The following is a 16501-nucleotide window of genomic DNA, read 5'->3' on the forward strand; positions in this document are numbered from 1 at the left end:
AGAGCGCCCCTCGGTCCTGGAGCGGGACGGCGTCAGGGCCGGGGGGCGGTCAGCTCGTAGACGCGGCGGGCGTTGCCGGCGCCCACCATGGCCGCGACCCGCGCCGCCTGCCCGGCCGACCACTCCCCCTCGGCCACGAACCAGCCCAGGACCCGCGCCAGCGCGCGCCGCCACAGCCTCGCGCCGAGATGGTGCAGCTCGGCCGGACCCCACGCGTCCGAGGAGAACAGCAGCTTGGCGAACGGCGCCACCTCCAGGCTCTGCCCCACCAGCGCGGCGGCGCGGGCGCCGGTGTGGGTGACGCCGAGGCCCACGTCGAGGTGGACGGCCGGGTAGGCGTGGGCGAGATGGCCGGCGTTGCGGACGTACGGATAGCAGTGGAGCAGCATGATCGGCACCCCGGTCGGCTCGGCCCGTTCGATGAGCCCGCGCAGCAGGAGCGGGTCCGCGCGGCGCAGGTCCACGTCCGGGTCGCCGAAGCCGGTGTGGAACTGGAGCGGCAGCCCCCGGTCGAGGCCGGTCCAGATGAGGTGCCGCAGCAGGACGGGGTCGGTGAGCCGCCACCCGCGCCGCCCCGGTTCGGCGGCCGTCGCCGGCGCCGCGTCCTGCACCAGCCCGAGCCGTCTGTCCGGTCTCCTGCCGGATCCGCCGTCCGCACCGGTCTCGGTTCCGTCCCGGGTTCCGCCCTCGATTCCTTCGGGGGGCTCGTCGGACGGAGCCGTCTCGCGCTCCCCCAGCCAGCGGCCGGCCGCCTCCGTGACCTCGGCCGCCGAGGGCCGTGACGGGTCGAAGTCGAGGCCGTGGCGGTAGGCCACGACGGTCTTCAGGCCGCGCGCCGTACGGGTGCGCTCCCACAGCGCCTCGGCGAAGCGCCGCGCGAACGCGCCCGCCCCGCAGCCGGAGGCCGCCACCTGCTCGGCGACCTGCTCCAGCCGGACCACCTCGTCCACGGGCACGCCGGTGACCTCGGCCATGCCGCCGGGGCCCAGGATCTCCTCGCCCCGGTAGCCGGTCTCCAGCAGATAGTGCTCGACGCCGGAGGCGCCGAGGAGCCGCCGGTTGACCTCGTCGGCGCCGAGCCGGGCCCGGCGCGCCAGGTACTCCTCGGGCGAGGCGTGCGGGTCGAGCCCCAGCTCCGGGGCGCAGTGCCGGAGGATGGCGTGCCCGAGCTGGGAGTCGAACGTGGTCATCCAGGCCGGCACCGGGCGGTCCGACTCGGTGATCAGCTCCTCGAACGCGCGGCGGGACAGGTCGTGCGCGGTGGCGCCGTGGACGTGGTGGTCCACGAGGGGCAGCTCGTCGATGAACTCGGTGAGGTCGGCGGCCATGGGCGTTCCTCCCCGGGTTCCGGCACGCGTCCGATGCCGCCGTACCCGCCCGCCGTCCCCCTCATGCGGCACGCCGGGGACGGCGGACCGCCCGCATGGACGAGGGCGCCCGCCCGGGTCGGGGCAGGCGCCCTCGAGGCGGCACAGCGAGACGCTGGACGTCAGGCGGCGGCCTTGGCGCTGATCGCGACCGTGGCCTGGCGGGTGACGCCGCTGACCGTGACCGCGACCGTCACCTGTCCGGCGCGCCGCGCCGTCAGCGTGCCGGTCCGCGGGTCGAGCACCGCCACGTGCCACGGCTTGGCCGTACGGGCCGGGCCAACGTGCAGGTTGGGCGAGCCGGACCAGGCGGCCGACACCGGGTACGCCGCCGGTACGGTCCGCGTCCCCTGCTTGACCTCGGCCGCGACCCGGCCGGTGGCGCCGGCGGCGAGCGTGGCGGGGGCCGTGAGCGTGAGCTCGTCCACGTGCGGGCGCACCTGCGTGCCGATCCAGGCCGGCGCGTCCACGAACCAGTCGCGCCGGACCCGCTCGGCCTCCTTCGCCGTCACCGGGTCCACGCCCCACAGCGACCACCCGGTGAACCCGCCGTCGTCCGCGGCCGTGGCCGGGTTCTTGCCGGAGTTGCCGTTGATGAAGTACGGCACCGCGTCCACCCGCGAGGCGTGGAAGGTGCCGACGTGCCCGCCGATGTAGGCGGCGCCCTTGCCGGTGGTCCGCTGGAAGTCGGCGAGCCACTGCTCGACCAGCGCGGCCTCCTTGCGGTCGCCGAGCTGGCTGCCCCTGCCGGGCGTGGGGTCGCGCGGCGGCACGTGGAACAGCACGGCGACCGAGCCGACCGAGGCGTCGCGGGCCGCCGCGTCGAGCTGCTCGCGCAGCATCGCGACCTGCTCGAAGCCGCCGCCGCGCAGGTTCAGGCGCGAGGTGTCGAGCGTGACGAAGCGGGTGCCCTTGTGGTCGAACGTCTTGTACGTGTCGCCGAAGACGGCCCTGAAGTTGTCGATCTTGCCGCCCATGACCTCGTGGTTGCCGGGCACGTAGTGGTACGGCAGCTCGCCGCCCAGCTCCTCGTCGAGGATGCGCTTGGCCAGCGCGAAGTCCTCCGGCGACGCCTCGTCCACGAGGTCGCCGTTGATGAGCAGGAAGTCCGGCTTCGCGGCCTTGATCTCGCGCAGCGTGCGGCGGGCGTTGCGGACGATGTCGCTGTCAGGGTCGCGGGCGACGAACTGGGCGTCGGACATGACGGCGAACCGCCACGGCATCGCGGCCACGTCCGGCCGGACCACCGGGTCGGTGACCTTGGCGGCGGCCGGGGCCGTCACCGACGGCGGCACCTTGGCGACGAGCCCGTCGATGACGATCTCGTTGGTGTACTTCTGGTCGGCGCGCGTCTCGGCCACGTAGAAGCGCCGCAGCTTCAGCGGGTAGTTGACGCCCGCCGGCACGGCGAACTCGACGTACTTCCAGCCGGTCCACGTCAGGTACGGCCCGCGCAGGATCTGCGACTGGCCGAGCGCGTCGTAGAACTCCAGGCTGGGCCACTCGCCCTTGCCGGTGGAGTTGATCCACATGCCGAACGCCTGCGGCTGTCCCGGCACGACGATCTGCTGTGGCGGGCTGGCGTACGCGGCGCGGGTGGCGGTGGACTGGGTGAAGTCGTAGGCCAGCTTGAGGCCGCCGCCGCTCTGCCCGGTCGCGGCCGACAGGGAGCCGGTGGCGCGGGCCGCGGCGAACGTCCAGGACGCGGCGTCGTCGAAGCCGGCGACCGGCTTGTCCTCGAAGCCGACGGTGACGGGCACGGCGGCGCTGATCGAGCCGACCTTGGCGGTGATGAGGCCGGAGCCGGTCTCCTTCTTCGCCTTGACCGTGAAGTACCCCTGGTCGGCGGGGGCCACCTCGAACAGGTCCTTGTCGTAGGACAGGGTCAGGTCCGCGGGCTCGATCGGCGCCGAGTTGCCGTTGCGGTCGTAGCCGACGACGCCGAACGCGGCGCTGCCGCCTGCGCCGGGCAGGCCGACGCGGTCGGTGGTGAGGCCGAGCCGCTGCAGCGGCTGCAGGACGGTGAGCTCCAGCGTGCCCTTGGCGGCGCCGCGCGAGGCGGTGACGGTGGCCTGGCCGGGCACGAGCGCGTGGAACCTCCCGTCGCGGACGACGCCGTGGACGGCCGGCTCGGAGCGCCAGGCCGGGGTGCCGGCGGCGGGACCGTACGTCTCGTCGTAGCCGGCGGCGGTCAGCCGCCGGGTGAGGCCGGGGAAGACCCGGTCGGGCCGGCCGCCCGCGACCGGGCCGGTGCCGGGCACGCGGGACGGGTCGCCGGCGGTCTCCAGCCAGAAGCCCTTGAGCTTGCCGCTGCCCTCGGGGGCGAACAGGGCGAGGCCGTTGGGGACGTGCCGCTCGCCGCCGTCGGACGGGCTGTTCTCGACCTGCACGTCGGCCTGGCCGGGCTCGCGGGCGAGCATGGTCGAGGAGCCGCCGCCGTCGAGGTTGAGGGCGTCGGCGGCGCCCAGCTCGGCCATCATCGCGGCCAGCTCGTTGAGGGTGACGCCGCGGCTGTCGGCCTGGCGGCCGTCCACGGTCAGCAGGTACATCGTGCGGCCGTCGGCGGAGAAGCCGACCGCGGTGCGCGGGTGCGCGGCCGGGTCGGCGGAGTTCTGCACGACGCCGTCCTTGACCAGCACGTAGTTGCCGCCGACGGCGGCCTTGAGCGCGCTGCCGTCGGACGTCTTGGGCCGGTAGGCGACGTCGATCCGGTCGCCGGCCTTGAGCGCGGCCAGCGCGGCGGCTCCGGCGTCGCGGCCCAGCAGGACGGTCGTGCCCGCCGGGACAGGGCCGGTGCCGGCCGCCTGCCGCACCTCGGCCACGACGCCGTCCTTGAGGACGACCTCGGTGACGGCGGAGGCGCCCTCGACGGCGCGGGCCCGCGTGTAGGAGCCCCACAGCGGCGTGAACAGGCCGACGCCGTCCTTCTGGATGACCTGGTTGAACTGGGTGAGCCTGATCGGCGTGCCGCCCGCGGGGGTGGCGGTGCCCTCGAAGTACGCCTTGAGGACCCGGCCGACGCCGTCGCCGGTGATCGCGACGGCGTTCTCGTGGCCGGCGACGGGCGACTGGATGAGGGTGCCGTTCTGGACGCCGACGCCCTGGGCGGCGCCGGAGGCGTTGATGTCGAAGAAGTCGCCGTTGACGGCCACGACGGCGCGGGCGCGCCTGGCGGGGCCGGACAGCGGTTCGGTCTTGGTGACCTCGCCGGAGTAGACGTAGTCGGCCTTCGCGCCGCCGCTGAGGTCGGCGGTGACGGCGTCGCCGCGCAGCCAGCCGAGCGCGTCGTAGCGGTCGAAGGAGGTCAGCGAGACGCCGGGGGCGACGGGCCGGGTCCGCTTGTCGGTCTCCAGCCGCTGCGTGGCGGCGGTGGCCGCGGCGCCGGTGTCGGCGAGGAGCGTGGAGGAGGGAGCGTACGAGGACGCCTGGAGCGCGTCCTCGGCGGGGGGCTGGGGATCGGCCTGCGCCGGGAGCGCGACTCCTAACAGGAGCGCGGACGCGGCGGCGGCCACATGACGGAGGGTCTGCACGACCGAACTCAATCGCTCGTGGCTATAACTTTCAAGACTTCGCGATGAACTAAAAGAAAACTTCAAGCGCGGGCGCGTACGCGGAAGGCCCGTTGGCGGGGACGCGCACGCGGAAGGCCCGTGGGGTGGGGACGCGCACGCGGAAGGGTCGTCAGGCGGGGGTGCGGGCCGCGCCGTGGGGTTCGAGGGTGTCGGGCCGAGGGTCGCCGGGCTCGGGCTCGGGCATCGGCGAGCGCAGGCCCGCGTACAGCACCAGCGGCACGGCCAGCGACACCGCCATCGACAGCACCGCCGTGCCCGAGTCGTTGACCAGCATGCCCACCACGCCGCTGACCAGCGCACCGACGAGGCCGGCCCGCAGCATCGGGGCGCGGGCGAACGCCTGCGGCACCAGGCCGGCGCTCACCTTGGCCGGCCGCAGCAGCGCGAAGACGAGGAACGCCAGCCCGACGATCACGATCGGCATGAGGTTGGGCGAGAGCATGGTGTTGAGCATCGCCCCGAGCTTGCGGCCGATCATGGGCAGGAACGTCCCGTCGATCACCTGGCCGACGAACCGGCCGAGGTGCGTCTGCGACGCGACGGGCCGCGTGTGGTCCAGCACCGCGATGATCGTCACCACCACGCCGCCCAGCACGCAGAACCCGGCGAGCTTGACCAGCGACACCCGCCGTCCGGCCACCAGCATCGCCGTCACCGCGATCCCGGGCACGAAGGCGATCACGCCGCCGAAGTCGCTGCCCACGCCCGGCCAGCCGGCCAGCAGCATGGCGACGAGGCCGAGCGTCGAGACCAGCGCCACCGCGACCGTCCGGCGGCCGACCCGCACGAGGTGGTCGGCGGCGACGGCGGTCACCATGAGCACGGCGGTGGCCAGCAGCGCGAACGGGATGTTGGCCAGCCCGTAGTAGCGGCCGCCCACGACCGCGGTGTAGCCCATGAGGCTGTTGAACTGCAGGGTCGTGCCGCTCAGCAGGTCGCCGACCAGGGTGGCGGCGGTGACCCCGGCGACCACGGCGGGCGGGCCGAGCGGATGACGCCGCCACGGGCCCGCCAGGGCCGCCAGCACGATCAGGGCCGCGATCCCGAGCACCCCGCCGACCAGGGCCGCGGCGGGCACGCCGGCGCGCACCCACGGCAGCAGGTTCACCAGGTACGTGGAGACGGGGATCGAGGCGACCCCCAGGGCGGCGACGCCCACGGCGTAGGGGCGCCTGCGGCGCGAGAGCAGCAGGTAGGCGGTGACGTAGAACGACACCTGCAGGATGGCGAACCCGGTGAAGAACAGGCCGGTCGTGGAGCGCACGGTGGTGCCGGTCAGGTCGGACTCGCGCAGGTGGGCGACGCCCTCGTCGAGCGTCAGCACGGCGCCCGGGTGCCAGGGCACGCCGATGACGGTGGGCGGCGCCGCGATGCCGGCGGCGGCCAGCACGGTGGGGGCGATGTCGGGCAGGATGACGATGTCGTCGCGCCGGGTCGAGGTGGTGCCGAGCAGCGCCCCGGGCGTCGCCTGCGTGCCCTTCCACATGGCCACCCGCAGGTGGGGCATGGTGCCGTGGTCGCCGATGCCGGCCAGCACCACGTCGGTTCCGGCGGGGACCTTGGCCAGCGTCTCGCCGACCTTCGCGTCGGCGGCGCGCGCCGCCTCCTCGCGCCGCGCCGGCGCCAGCGCCTCCGGCTCGGCGGGCAGCCCGCCGCCGGAGAGGTACGGGGTGATCAGCTCGTCCACGTCGACGGCCGTCACGCGGCAGCGCGTCCAGTCGGCCAGCGCGGCGGGCTCGGCGGCGTACACGTCCACCTTGCCCTCCAGGTCGGCCAGCGCGAGCGCCGCTCCCGGGCCGACCGCGGCGGTGCACTGCCCGGCGGCGTGGACGGCCTGGCCGAGCGTGCCCGCGTAGGTGCCGTCGCGCAGGCCGCGCAGGTCCTGGAAGCCGGGCACGACCGCGCCGGCGCCGCGCGTCTCGGGCTCCGGCGGCAGGCCGCAGCCGTGGCCGACCGCGGAGCGGACACCGGCGGAGACGGTCAGCCAGCCGTCGTACGGGCACGCGACGGTGCCGACGGTCTTGACCGAGACCGAGCCGAGCGCGCTCTGGCCCGCGAGCCGCCACAGGTGGGGGGTGCGGGCCGGGTCGAGGTCGTTCCAGTGCAGGCCGGGCACGCCGATGAAGACGACCCGCCCGTCCGCGCTCGCGCGCGTCACCGCGTCCGCGCCCGCCGTCCCGGCCGCGCGCGTCACGGGGGCCGTGCCGGCGGCCTGCGCCGTCGTCCCGGCTGTGCCGGCGGCCTGCGCCGTGGTCCGGGCCGTGTCCATGGCATGGGCCGCGGCGGGCTGTGCCAGCCACAGCGTCGTCGCGGCCGCGAGCAGCAGCGCCCACCTCACCGTCGGTGCCCCCATCCGGATGAGGAGCTCCGCGCGGCTGTGACACCCCGGCCGCCGCCCGGCGCTCGAGTCGGGAAGTGTCGGAAACCTAGCACGTGCCCGTCCTCGGGCGCTCTCCTTTTCGATCACGTTTGATCATGCCGTTGACCCCGTGCGACCGAGGTCTCCGAACAGCTACGTACCCGACGATCCAGGTGCCAACCGACAGGGGTGCGCCGTCGCTCTCAAGCGGCCATTCCTCCGATGTCTGGCGGTCCTGCACGGCCCCGACGGCAGGCCTATGGCGTGAGCAGGCGCGGGACCTCCCATCACTGGCGCTCGCGCGATCGGCGGCGCAGACTGGAATCACGGCGATCCGTCGAGTGGGAGCACCCGTGGACAATCACCTTGATCACATGCCGGTCCTGTCCCGAGGGAGACATCGCAACCCGAAGCGCGGTGCCTGCTTCATGGAGCTGGCGTCCTATCTCGCCGGCGAGCGGTGGAGCGATCACCCGGCCTGCACGCATCCGCTGCTGGCCGCGCTCGCCCGCTTGGTCAACGACAACACCAGTGACGACAACCGGGGCAGGCTCATCGGGCTGGTCCCGTCCATCATCGGCCTGGCGGGCGACGACCTGCGCCTCGACGCCCAGATCTCCCTGCGGTGCGCGACGACGGCGCTGCCGGTGGCCGCCGCGGAGCGGCAGCTCGCGCTGGCGGTCTCGGTGCTGGCGGCCGAGGAGGTCATGTGCCGGCTCGACGGCGCCCCGTCGGGGCGGTTGAGCGAGCGCAGCGAACAGGCGCTGGCCCAGGTGCCGCGCGCGGCCGAGCAGGCCAGGAAGTTCAGCCGGGCGGCGAAGATCACCGAGAAGGGCTTCCGCCGCTACGCCGCCCCGAACGCGGTGCAACTGTCGGTGGTGGGGATCGTGCAGGCGTGCATCCCTGACCCGGACGCGCTGCTGCGGGAGCTGCTGACCGAGGCGATCGCCGACTGCGCGGCGCTCGTCCGCGGCCCCGCCCTGCCCGCGCCCCGGCTCGCGGCCGGACCGGCGCCGGTCCCCGCCGTCCCGGCCGGGGGCGAGGCGGTGGTGCGGACGGCGGCCCGGAAGGGCGCCTGACGCCCACCGGAGCGGGACCGGCCACGAACCCGCTCGTGCCGGCGACGCGCCTGCCCGGGGCGCTGTCGCGGTGACTCACGGCGTCGGCCACCGGGTGGGCGACGTCGCCGTGGAAGGCCGGGGCGCCCGCCCGGACCCGTGCAGCGGCCGACGCCGGAAGCCGGGCCGGACCCGGCGGGCGAGCCCCCCTCGCGTTCCCGCCGGGAGACCGTAGCTCGACGACGCTACGGAAGGTAAGGTCACCACGCTGTACGCGGCGTCTCCCGGCCGGTCGTCCGGCCCGTTCTCGCGGTAACGCCGCAGCTCAGGCAAGCCTCGCCTTCGTTGCGACACCTCCGGAATTATGCCTAAATTTCACGTAGTAATAGGCATTTGGAGGCTTTGTCATGACTGTCGAGCTCGCCCAGCCGCACTCCCCCGAGCTGCACCACACCCACCGCGACGTGACCGGCGGATGGCTGCGGCCGGCGGTGTTCGGGGCCATGGACGGACTCGTCTCGAACTTCGCGTTGATCGCCGGCGTCGTGGGGGCCGCGGGCGCGGGCCGCGGGGCGGTGCTGGCCGGGTTCGCCGGGCTGGTCGCGGGCGCGTGCTCCATGGCCGCCGGCGAGTACACCTCCGTGAAGTCGCAGACGGAGCTGATGCGCGCCGAGATCGCCGTGGAGCGGCGCGAGCTGGCCCGCAACCCGGAGGGCGAGCAGGCCGAGCTGGCCGCCCTCTACCGGGCCCGCGGGCTGGACGCCGAGCTGGCCCGCAAGGTCGCCGCCGGACTGTCGGCGGACCCGGAGCAGGCGCTGCGCGTCCACGTGCGCGAGGAGCTGGGCGTGGACCCCGACGACCTGCCCTCTCCGCGGCTGGCCGCCGCCTCGTCCTTCGGCGCGTTCGCCGCGGGCGCGCTGGTGCCGCTGGCGCCCTTCCTGTTCGGGGCGTCGGGGCTGGCGGTGGCGGTGGTGCTGAGCGTGCTGGCGCTGTTCGGGTTCGGCGCGGTGGTGGCGCGCATGACGGCCCGGCCGTGGTGGCTGGGCGGCCTGCGCCAGCTCGCCCTCGGCGTCGGCGCCGCGGCCGCGACCTTCGGCATCGGCCACGTGCTGGGCGTCACCATCTCGTGATCCGGCCCTGACCCGTCCCTGATCCGTCCGGTGAACGGCGGAGGGTCCCGTACGCCCGGAAAACGCACGGGACCCTCGCCGGGCTAACGGCGGCGGCGCTTCTTGAGTATGGACCGCAGCACGAGCAGGAGCACGACCAACGCGATCTGACCGCCCAGCACGACGCGGTTGACGTCGAGCGCGGGCTGCCAGCTCACCTCACCATCCTTGATCACGTAGGCGCCCACGGGCGTGGCGCTGTACCCGTAGCCGCCGCCGCTTCCCGACTCCTCCTGCTCGCCCTTCTCCCCCTGGCGCCGTCCTCCCCCGCCACCCCCGCCCTGGATGACGCGGGCGACCGGGACGACGGTGACGTCCCCCCGCTGCACGGGCTCGCCGAAGACCCGCCTGACGACCGCCTCGTCGCCGGCCTTCTCCATCAGTCGCATGATGTCCATCTCGTCATGATCCGCCCTGTACGCGGCGGAGCACCACCATCTCGCTGCGGTAGTCCGGCCCGAACGGCGACCACACGGACGGGGTCAGACCGTGGTGCATGAGCGCCGCCCCGTGCCGGCGCGCGCCCGTCCCGTCCTCGTAGACCGCGTCGGGGTCGAGCCCCTCCAGGCGCAGTCTGCGGGGCGGCCGCTCGTCCAGCTTGTACGGGTTGTAGACCAGCACCACGACCCGGTCGCCCAGCGTGTACTGCACGGCCGAGGCGGTGACGCCCGGCGTGCCGGCCAGGCGGCGCAGCTCGCCGTGCTGGACGACCGGCCGCACCTCCTTGTAGGCGGCGACCAGCTCCCGCGCCTCGGCCAGCTCCTCCTCGCTCCAGCGGGTCAGGTCGCCGCCGATGCCGAGCGTGCCGGCCATGGCCACGTGGAAGCGGTAGCGCAGCGGCACCTCCCGCCCCGTGATCGGGTTGGGGCTGTCGGTCACCCAGCACGACATGGCGCTCGCGGGGTACAGGTAGGAGAAGCCCTCCTGGATGGCCTGGCGGTCGCGGGCGTCGGTGTTGTCGGAGGTCCACACCTGGTCGGTGCGCCGCAGGATGCCGAGGTCGGCCCGGCCGCCGCCCCCGGAGCACGACTCGATCCGCAGGCCGGGGTGGCGGGCGCGCAGCTCGTCCATGATCGCGTACACGCCGCGGGTGTGCTCGATCCACAGCAGGTCGCCGCCCTCGGCCCAGCCGGCCTGGCTGAAGCTGCGGTTCATGTCCCACTTGAGGTAGGCCAGGCCGTACTCGGTGACGAGCCCGTCCAGCCAGGCGAGCGCCCAGGCGCGCACGTCCTCGCGGGCGAAGTTGAGGACGAGCTGGTTGCGCATGGTGTCGCGGCGGCGGCCCGGGAAGTGCAGCGTCCAGTCGGGGTGCTCGCGGTAGAGGTCGCTGTCGGGGTTGACCATCTCGGGCTCCACCCAGAGCCCGGCCCGCATGCCGAGGTCGCGGACGCCGTCGAACAGCTTGCCGAGCCCCTGCGGGAAGCGGTCGGGGTTGGGCCACCAGTCGCCGAGGCCGCGCGTGTCGTCGGTGCGGGCGCCGAACCAGCCGTCGTCCACGACGAACAGCTCCACGCCCAGCTCGGCGGCCCGGCGGGCGAGGGCGAGCTGGCCGTCCTCGGTGACGTCGAAGCCGGTGGCCTCCCACGAGTTGTACAGGACGGGCCGCTCCTCGGCCGGGGTGGGCAGCACGTGCCCGCGCGCGTAGGCGTGCCAGGCGCGGCTGGCGGCGCCGTACCCGCCGGTGGTGTGCAGGCCGAGCACGGACGGCGTGCGCAGGGCGGCGCCCGGCGCGAGGGGCCAGGACAGGCCCTCGTGGCCGAACCCGGCGGTGACGGCCACGTCGCCCTCGGGGCGGCGCTGCGCGGTGAGCCGCCACGAGCCGCTCCAGGCCAGCGCGACGCTCCACACCTCGCCGGCGGTCTCGCCGGCGTCGCCGATCATGATCCACGGGTTGGCGTGGTGCGAGGTCGTGCCGGTCCTGCTGGTGAACGTGGTCTCGCCGACCGGCAGCTCGCCCCGGTGGAGGCGGGTCTCGCGGGCCCAGGCGCCGGCCACGCCGGTGCAGCGGTGCCCGGCGTGCTCGGGCAGCGCCCACGCGCCGGAGTCGAGCCGCTGGAGGTGGACGGGCTCGCCGGACTCGTTGGTCACCTCGGTCCAGCGCTCGATCACGTCGGTGTCGTCGTGGACGCGCACGTGCAGGCCGACGCGCAGGCCGTAGACCTGGTCGCGCAGCACCAGCTCCAGCTCGCCGGGCCCGTGCTCGACGGCCTGGTCGAAGGACAGCTCGACCGAGCGGACGCCGCCCGGGTAGACCGCCTGCAGCGACGGCACGCCCCAGCGGCGCCCGCCGTCGACGGGCAGCAGCTCCGTGGCGTCGGCCGGGTCGTGGAAACTGGTGACGAACCAGGCCGTGGCGTCGGCGGCGACCTCCTCCAGCGCGGCCCCGGGCAGCCTCGGCCCCCAGTAGTGCTGGACGACGCGGGTGTCGTCGGCGCTCTCGACGCCGAAGACGTACGCGGTGGCCGGGGTGAGGGCGGCCCAGGTGTGACGGCGGCCGGGAACCGGGATGACTGGCATGGGAGAGATCCTCCGGTGCCCCGGCACGCGACGTCAATCGGGTCAGACGCCGCTCCCACGCGACCCCGTGGGAGCGGGCGGGGCGGCCTGAAGGCTCAGACGCGCCGGCCGCGCAGCTCCCGGTAGCGGCGGACGAGCGTGGCCGTGGACGGGTCGGGCAGGCCGGCCGGCGGCTGCTCGCCGGTGAGGGCGGGCGCGAGGTCGAGCGCCATCTTCTTGCCCAGCTCGACGCCCCACTGGTCGAAGGAGTCGATCCCCCAGATCGTGCCCTCGACGAACACGATGTGCTCGTACAGGGCGACGAGCTGCCCCAGCGTGGACGGCGTGAGCTTGGGCGCGAGGATGGTGGAGCTGGGCCGGTTGCCGGGCATCACCTTGTGCGGCGCGATGTGCGCCGGCGTGCCCTCGGCGGCGATCTCCTCGGCGGTCTTGCCGAAGGCCAGCGCGGAGCTCTGCGCGAACAGGTTGGCCGACAGCAGGTCGTGCATGCCCTCGCGGTCCTCGAACGGCTCGGCGAAGCCGATGAAGTCGGCGGGCACGAGCCGCGTGCCCTGGTGGAGGAGCTGGTAGAAGGCGTGCTGGCCGTTGGTGCCCGGCTCGCCCCAGAAGATCTCGCCGGTGTCGGTGGTGACCGGCTCGCCGTCGGCGCGCACCGACTTGCCGTTGGACTCCATCGTGAGCTGCTGGAGGTAGGCGGGGAAGCGGTGCAGGCGCTGGCTGTAGGGCAGGACGGCGTGGGTCTCGGCGTCGAAGAAGTCGGTGTACCACACCCCGAGCAGGCCCATCAGGACCGGCATGTTGGCGTCCAGCGGGGCGGTGCGGAAGTGCTCGTCGATCGCGTGGAAGCCGGCCAGCATCTCGCGGAACCGCTCCGGCCCGATGGCGATCATGAGGGAGAGGCCGATGGCGCCGTCGTAGGAGTAGCGGCCGCCGACCCAGTCCCAGAAGCCGAACATGTTGTCGGTGTCGATGCCGAACTCGGCGACCTTGGCGGCGTTGGTGGAGACGGCCACGAAGTGCTTGGCCACGGCCTCCTCGCCGAGGGCGCCGACCAGCCACTGCCGGGCCACCTTGGCGTTGGTGAGCGTCTCCAGCGTGGTGAACGTCTTGGAGCTGACCACGACCAGCGTGGTGGCCGGGTCGAGGCCGGCCAGGGTGCCGGTGATGTCGGCCGGGTCGATGTTGGAGACGAACCGGGCCTCGACGCCGGCGTCGGCGTAGTCGCGCAGCGCCTCGTAGGCCATGGCGGGGCCGAGGTCGGAGCCGCCGATGCCGATGTTGACGACCGTGGCGATGGGCTGCCCGGTGGCGCCGCGCCACTCCTTGGAGCGGACCCGCTCGGCGAAGGCGCTCATCTTGTCGAGCACGGCGTGGACGTCGCCGGCCACGTCCTGCCCGTCCACGGTCAGGTCGGTGCCGGGCGGCACGCGCAGCGCCGTGTGCAGGACGGCGCGGTCCTCGCTGACGTTGATGTGCTCGCCGGAGAACATGGCGTCGATCCGCTCGCGCAGCCCGGCCCGCTCGGCCAGCGCCACGAGCAGGTCGATGGTCTCGCCGGTGGCGCGGTGCTTGGCGTAGTCGAGGAACAGGTCGCCGGCGGTCAGCGTCATCCGCTCCGCGCGCCCCGGATCCTCCGCGAACAGCTCGCGCAGGTGCCTGCCGGCCAGCTCCTCGTGGTGCTTGCCCAGCGCCGCCCACTCCTGGCTTTGGGTGATGTCGCCGCTCACGTGTCCTCCTGCGTCGTCGTTCGAGGGTGCCGTCAATCCGATCACACGGTTCACATGGTTCCGTAACCCCGTACCCAGGGGGACGGATTCCGCGCGTGGCGCAGGCCACTCTTTGCCCCCGGGAGGGGGACGCGGTCAGTGGGAGTCGCGGCCCACCGCGTCGCCGCCGGAGCCGACGAGGAAGTCGAGGTCGGCGCCCCGGTCGGCCTGGGTGACGTGGTCGACGTAGAGGCGTTCCCAGCCGCGTACGGGCCGGGCGTGGCCGGTCAGGACGGGGTCGCGGGCGGCCAGCTCGCCGTCGGGCAGGTCGACGTCGATGCGCCGCGCGGCCACGTCGAGCACGATCGGGTCGCCGGTGCGGACCCGGGCCAGCGGCCCGCCGGCGGCGGCCTCGGGCGAGGTGTGCAGGACGACGGTGCCGTACGCGGTGCCGCTCATGCGGGCGTCGCTGACGCGCACCATGTCGCGCACGCCCTTGGCCAGCAGCTTGGCGGGCAGCGGCAGGTTGCCGACCTCGGGCATGCCGGGGTAGCCCTTGGGGCCGCAGCCGCGCAGCACGAGGACGGAGGTCTCGTCCACGTCCAGGCCGGGCGCGTCGAGCCGGGCGTGCAGGTCCTCGACGCTGTCGAAGACGACGGCCCGGCCGCGGTGGCGCAGCAGCTCGGGCGAGGCGGCGGCGGGCTTGATCACGGCGCCGCCGGGGGCGAGGTTGCCGCGCAGGACCGCGATGCCCGCGTCGGGCAGCAGCGGCTCGGCGCGGCGCCGGATGACCTCGTCGTCCCAGATCTCGGCCTCGGCGAGGTAGTCGGTGAGCGGCCGGCCGGTGACGGTGACGGTGTGCGGGTCGAGCAGGTCCTCGACCTCGCGCAGCAGGGCGAGCAGGCCGCCCGCGCGGTACAGGTCGTCCATGAGGTGGCGGCCGGCCGGCTGGAGGTCGGCGAGCAGCGGGACGCCGGCGCCGGCGCGGTCGAAGTCGTCGAGGTCGAGCGGCACGCCGAGGCGCCCGGCGATGGCCAGCAGGTGGATGACGGCGTTGGTGGAGCCGCCGATCGCGGCCAGGGTGACGATCGCGTTGAGGAACGAGCCGCGGGTCATCACCCGGCTGGGGCGGCGCTCGCGCCGGACGAGCTCGACGGCCAGCTCGCCCGCCGCGTGGGAGTGTTCGAGCAGCCTGCTGTCGGGGGCGGGGGTGCCGGCGGTGCCGGGGATGGTCATGCCGAGCGCCTCGGCCACGCAGGCCATGGTGGAGGCGGTGCCCATGGTGTTGCAGTGGCCGCGGCTGCGGATCATCGACGTCTCCGAGCGCAGGAACGCCTCGCGCGACAGGGTGCCAGCCCGCACCTCCTCGCTGAGCCGCCACACGTCGGTGCCGCAGCCGAGCGGCACGCCCCGGAAGTGACCGGTCAGCATGGGGCCGCCGGGCACGACGAGGGCGGGCAGGTCGACGGAGGCCGCGGCCATGAGCAGCGCGGGGATGGTCTTGTCGCACCCGCCGAGCAGGACCACGCCGTCGATCGGGTTGGCGCGCAGCATCTCCTCGGTGGCCATGGCGGCGAGGTTGCGCCACAGCATGGCGGTGGGCCGCACGTTGGTCTCGCCGAGGGAGACGACGGGCAGGTCGAGCGGGACGCCGCCCGCGGCCCACACGCCGTGCCCGACGCTCTCGGCCACCTCGTCGAGGTGGGCGTTGCAGGGGGTGAGGTCGGAGGCGGTGTTGGCGATCGCGATGTGCGGCCGGTCGCCGGCGAACGCGGACGCGGGCAGCCCGCGGCGCATCCAGGCCCGGTGGATGTAGGAGTTCCGGTCGTCACCGGAGTACCAGCGCGCGCTTCGGAGCCCCATGGGGCGGAGCCTATCGTGTGGTCTTCATCACCATGTGGACGGTCGTCCCGCCCGGACCGGTGGCGAAGGCGGCGCCGTCGGTCAGGCGGCGGATCAGCCAGATGCCGCGCCCGCCCACCTGCGAGGGGGCGGGCAGGTCGGCCTCCTCCAGGTAGGAGGCCGGGATGCCGGGGCCGAAGTCGCGGATCTCGCACAGCAGCCGGTCGCCGTCGTGCCACAGGCGCAGCCTGCCGCGCCCGCCCGCGTGGGCGACGACGTTGACCAGGCACTCGTTGACCGCCATGACGAAGTCGAGGAGCCGGGTGGACTCCAGCCCGTTGGCCTCGGCCAGGCGCTGCGCGTCGGCGCGCGTGCCGGAGAGGGTGTCCTTCTCGAAGAAGGTGTCGAGCAGCGGAGGAGTGTCCGCCTGGCCGCGATCGGAGTTCACGGGTCGCCTGCCTGGGGTGGTTGGCCTGCGTGGATGGGCTGCGCCGTCAGGTCGCGCCACGCTCGCGGCCGGGGAGCGACATCGCGATGCGCACGGCGGTGCCGTCCGGGCCGGTCGTGATGGCGACCTTATCGGCCAGGCGCCGGATGAGCCAAATGCCCCATCCGCCCGCCGAGGTCATGGGCGGCGGGTCCTCCTTGTCCAGCGTGCGCCCGGAGATCCCGCTCCCGTAGTCACGGATCTCGCACACCACGCTGTCGCCGTCCCTCCACAGCCGTAGCACCCCCCTTCCGTCGGCGTAGGCGATCGCGTTGACGACCGCCTCGTTGACGGCGAGCACGAGGTCGACCGCGCGCTCGTCCGCCAGGCCGTGAGCCAGCGCGAACCGCTCCACGGCTCCGCGTGCCCCCGCCACGTCCGCCTCGGTGAATGTCATGGCGAACGCCTGTGTTCTCGATGACCG

Annotated in this window: 11 protein-coding genes; 2 read left to right on the top strand and 9 right to left on the bottom strand. The window is 74.3% G+C overall.

The window, feature by feature from the left end; genetic code table 11:
- Window positions 1-32: 32 nt before the first annotated feature.
- From HT134_RS02440 to HT134_RS02450, 3 genes are all read right to left on the bottom strand, one after another.
- A complete protein-coding gene (locus tag HT134_RS02440; protein ID WP_175598595.1) occupies window positions 33-1328 on the bottom strand; it encodes an amidohydrolase family protein in 1296 nt (431 codons plus the stop codon).
- A gap of 161 nt (window positions 1329-1489) precedes the next feature.
- Window positions 1490-4897 carry a phosphodiester glycosidase family protein gene (locus HT134_RS02445; protein WP_312887928.1) on the bottom strand — a complete coding sequence of 1136 codons (3408 nt, stop codon included), beginning with the start codon at window positions 4895-4897 and terminating at the stop codon, window positions 1490-1492.
- A gap of 151 nt (window positions 4898-5048) precedes the next feature.
- Window positions 5049-7292: a hypothetical protein gene (locus HT134_RS02450; protein WP_175598596.1), complete on the bottom strand. Its 2244-nt coding sequence runs from the start codon at window positions 7290-7292 to the stop codon at window positions 5049-5051.
- A gap of 434 nt (window positions 7293-7726) precedes the next feature.
- Between HT134_RS02450 and HT134_RS02455 the strand changes: the two genes are divergently transcribed.
- Window positions 7727-8377 carry a hypothetical protein gene (locus HT134_RS02455; protein ID WP_217707149.1) on the top strand — a complete coding sequence of 217 codons (651 nt, stop codon included), beginning with the start codon at window positions 7727-7729 and terminating at the stop codon, window positions 8375-8377.
- A 386-nt stretch (window positions 8378-8763) separates the two neighbouring features.
- Window positions 8764-9486: a VIT1/CCC1 transporter family protein gene (locus tag HT134_RS02460; RefSeq protein WP_175598597.1), complete on the top strand. Its 723-nt coding sequence runs from the start codon at window positions 8764-8766 to the stop codon at window positions 9484-9486.
- A gap of 83 nt (window positions 9487-9569) precedes the next feature.
- Here the strand turns inward: HT134_RS02460 and HT134_RS02465 are convergent, their stop codons facing one another.
- The 6 genes from HT134_RS02465 to HT134_RS02490 all read right to left on the bottom strand — a co-directional run bounded on the left by HT134_RS02465 (window position 9570) and on the right by HT134_RS02490 (window position 16474).
- The gene (locus HT134_RS02465) at window positions 9570-9923 is read right to left on the bottom strand and encodes a spore germination protein GerW family protein (protein ID WP_175598598.1); all 354 of its coding nucleotides are present in this window, start codon (window positions 9921-9923) and stop codon (window positions 9570-9572) included.
- A gap of 4 nt (window positions 9924-9927) precedes the next feature.
- A complete protein-coding gene (locus HT134_RS02470) occupies window positions 9928-12042 on the bottom strand; it encodes an alpha-galactosidase (RefSeq protein ID WP_175598599.1) in 2115 nt (704 codons plus the stop codon).
- Between the two features lie 95 nt (window positions 12043-12137).
- Window positions 12138-13769 (bottom strand): glucose-6-phosphate isomerase, encoded by a 1632-nt coding sequence (pgi, locus tag HT134_RS02475; protein ID WP_175598600.1) that lies wholly within the window; start codon window positions 13767-13769, stop codon window positions 12138-12140.
- Window positions 13770-13904: 135 nt separating this feature from the next.
- Complete coding sequence (locus HT134_RS02480; protein ID WP_175598601.1) at window positions 13905-15611, bottom strand: IlvD/Edd family dehydratase; 1707 nt, start codon at window positions 15609-15611, stop codon at window positions 13905-13907.
- A gap of 10 nt (window positions 15612-15621) precedes the next feature.
- Window positions 15622-16038 (bottom strand): ATP-binding protein, encoded by a 417-nt coding sequence (locus HT134_RS02485; protein WP_175598602.1) that lies wholly within the window; start codon window positions 16036-16038, stop codon window positions 15622-15624.
- A 46-nt stretch (window positions 16039-16084) separates the two neighbouring features.
- Window positions 16085-16474 (bottom strand): ATP-binding protein, encoded by a 390-nt coding sequence (locus tag HT134_RS02490; protein ID WP_175598603.1) that lies wholly within the window; start codon window positions 16472-16474, stop codon window positions 16085-16087.
- Between the last annotated feature and the right edge of the window lie 27 nt (window positions 16475-16501).

Source organism: Nonomuraea rhodomycinica, from assembly GCF_013363995.1.
In the GTDB taxonomy this organism is placed as follows: Bacteria; Actinomycetota; Actinomycetes; order Streptosporangiales; family Streptosporangiaceae; genus Nonomuraea; species Nonomuraea rhodomycinica.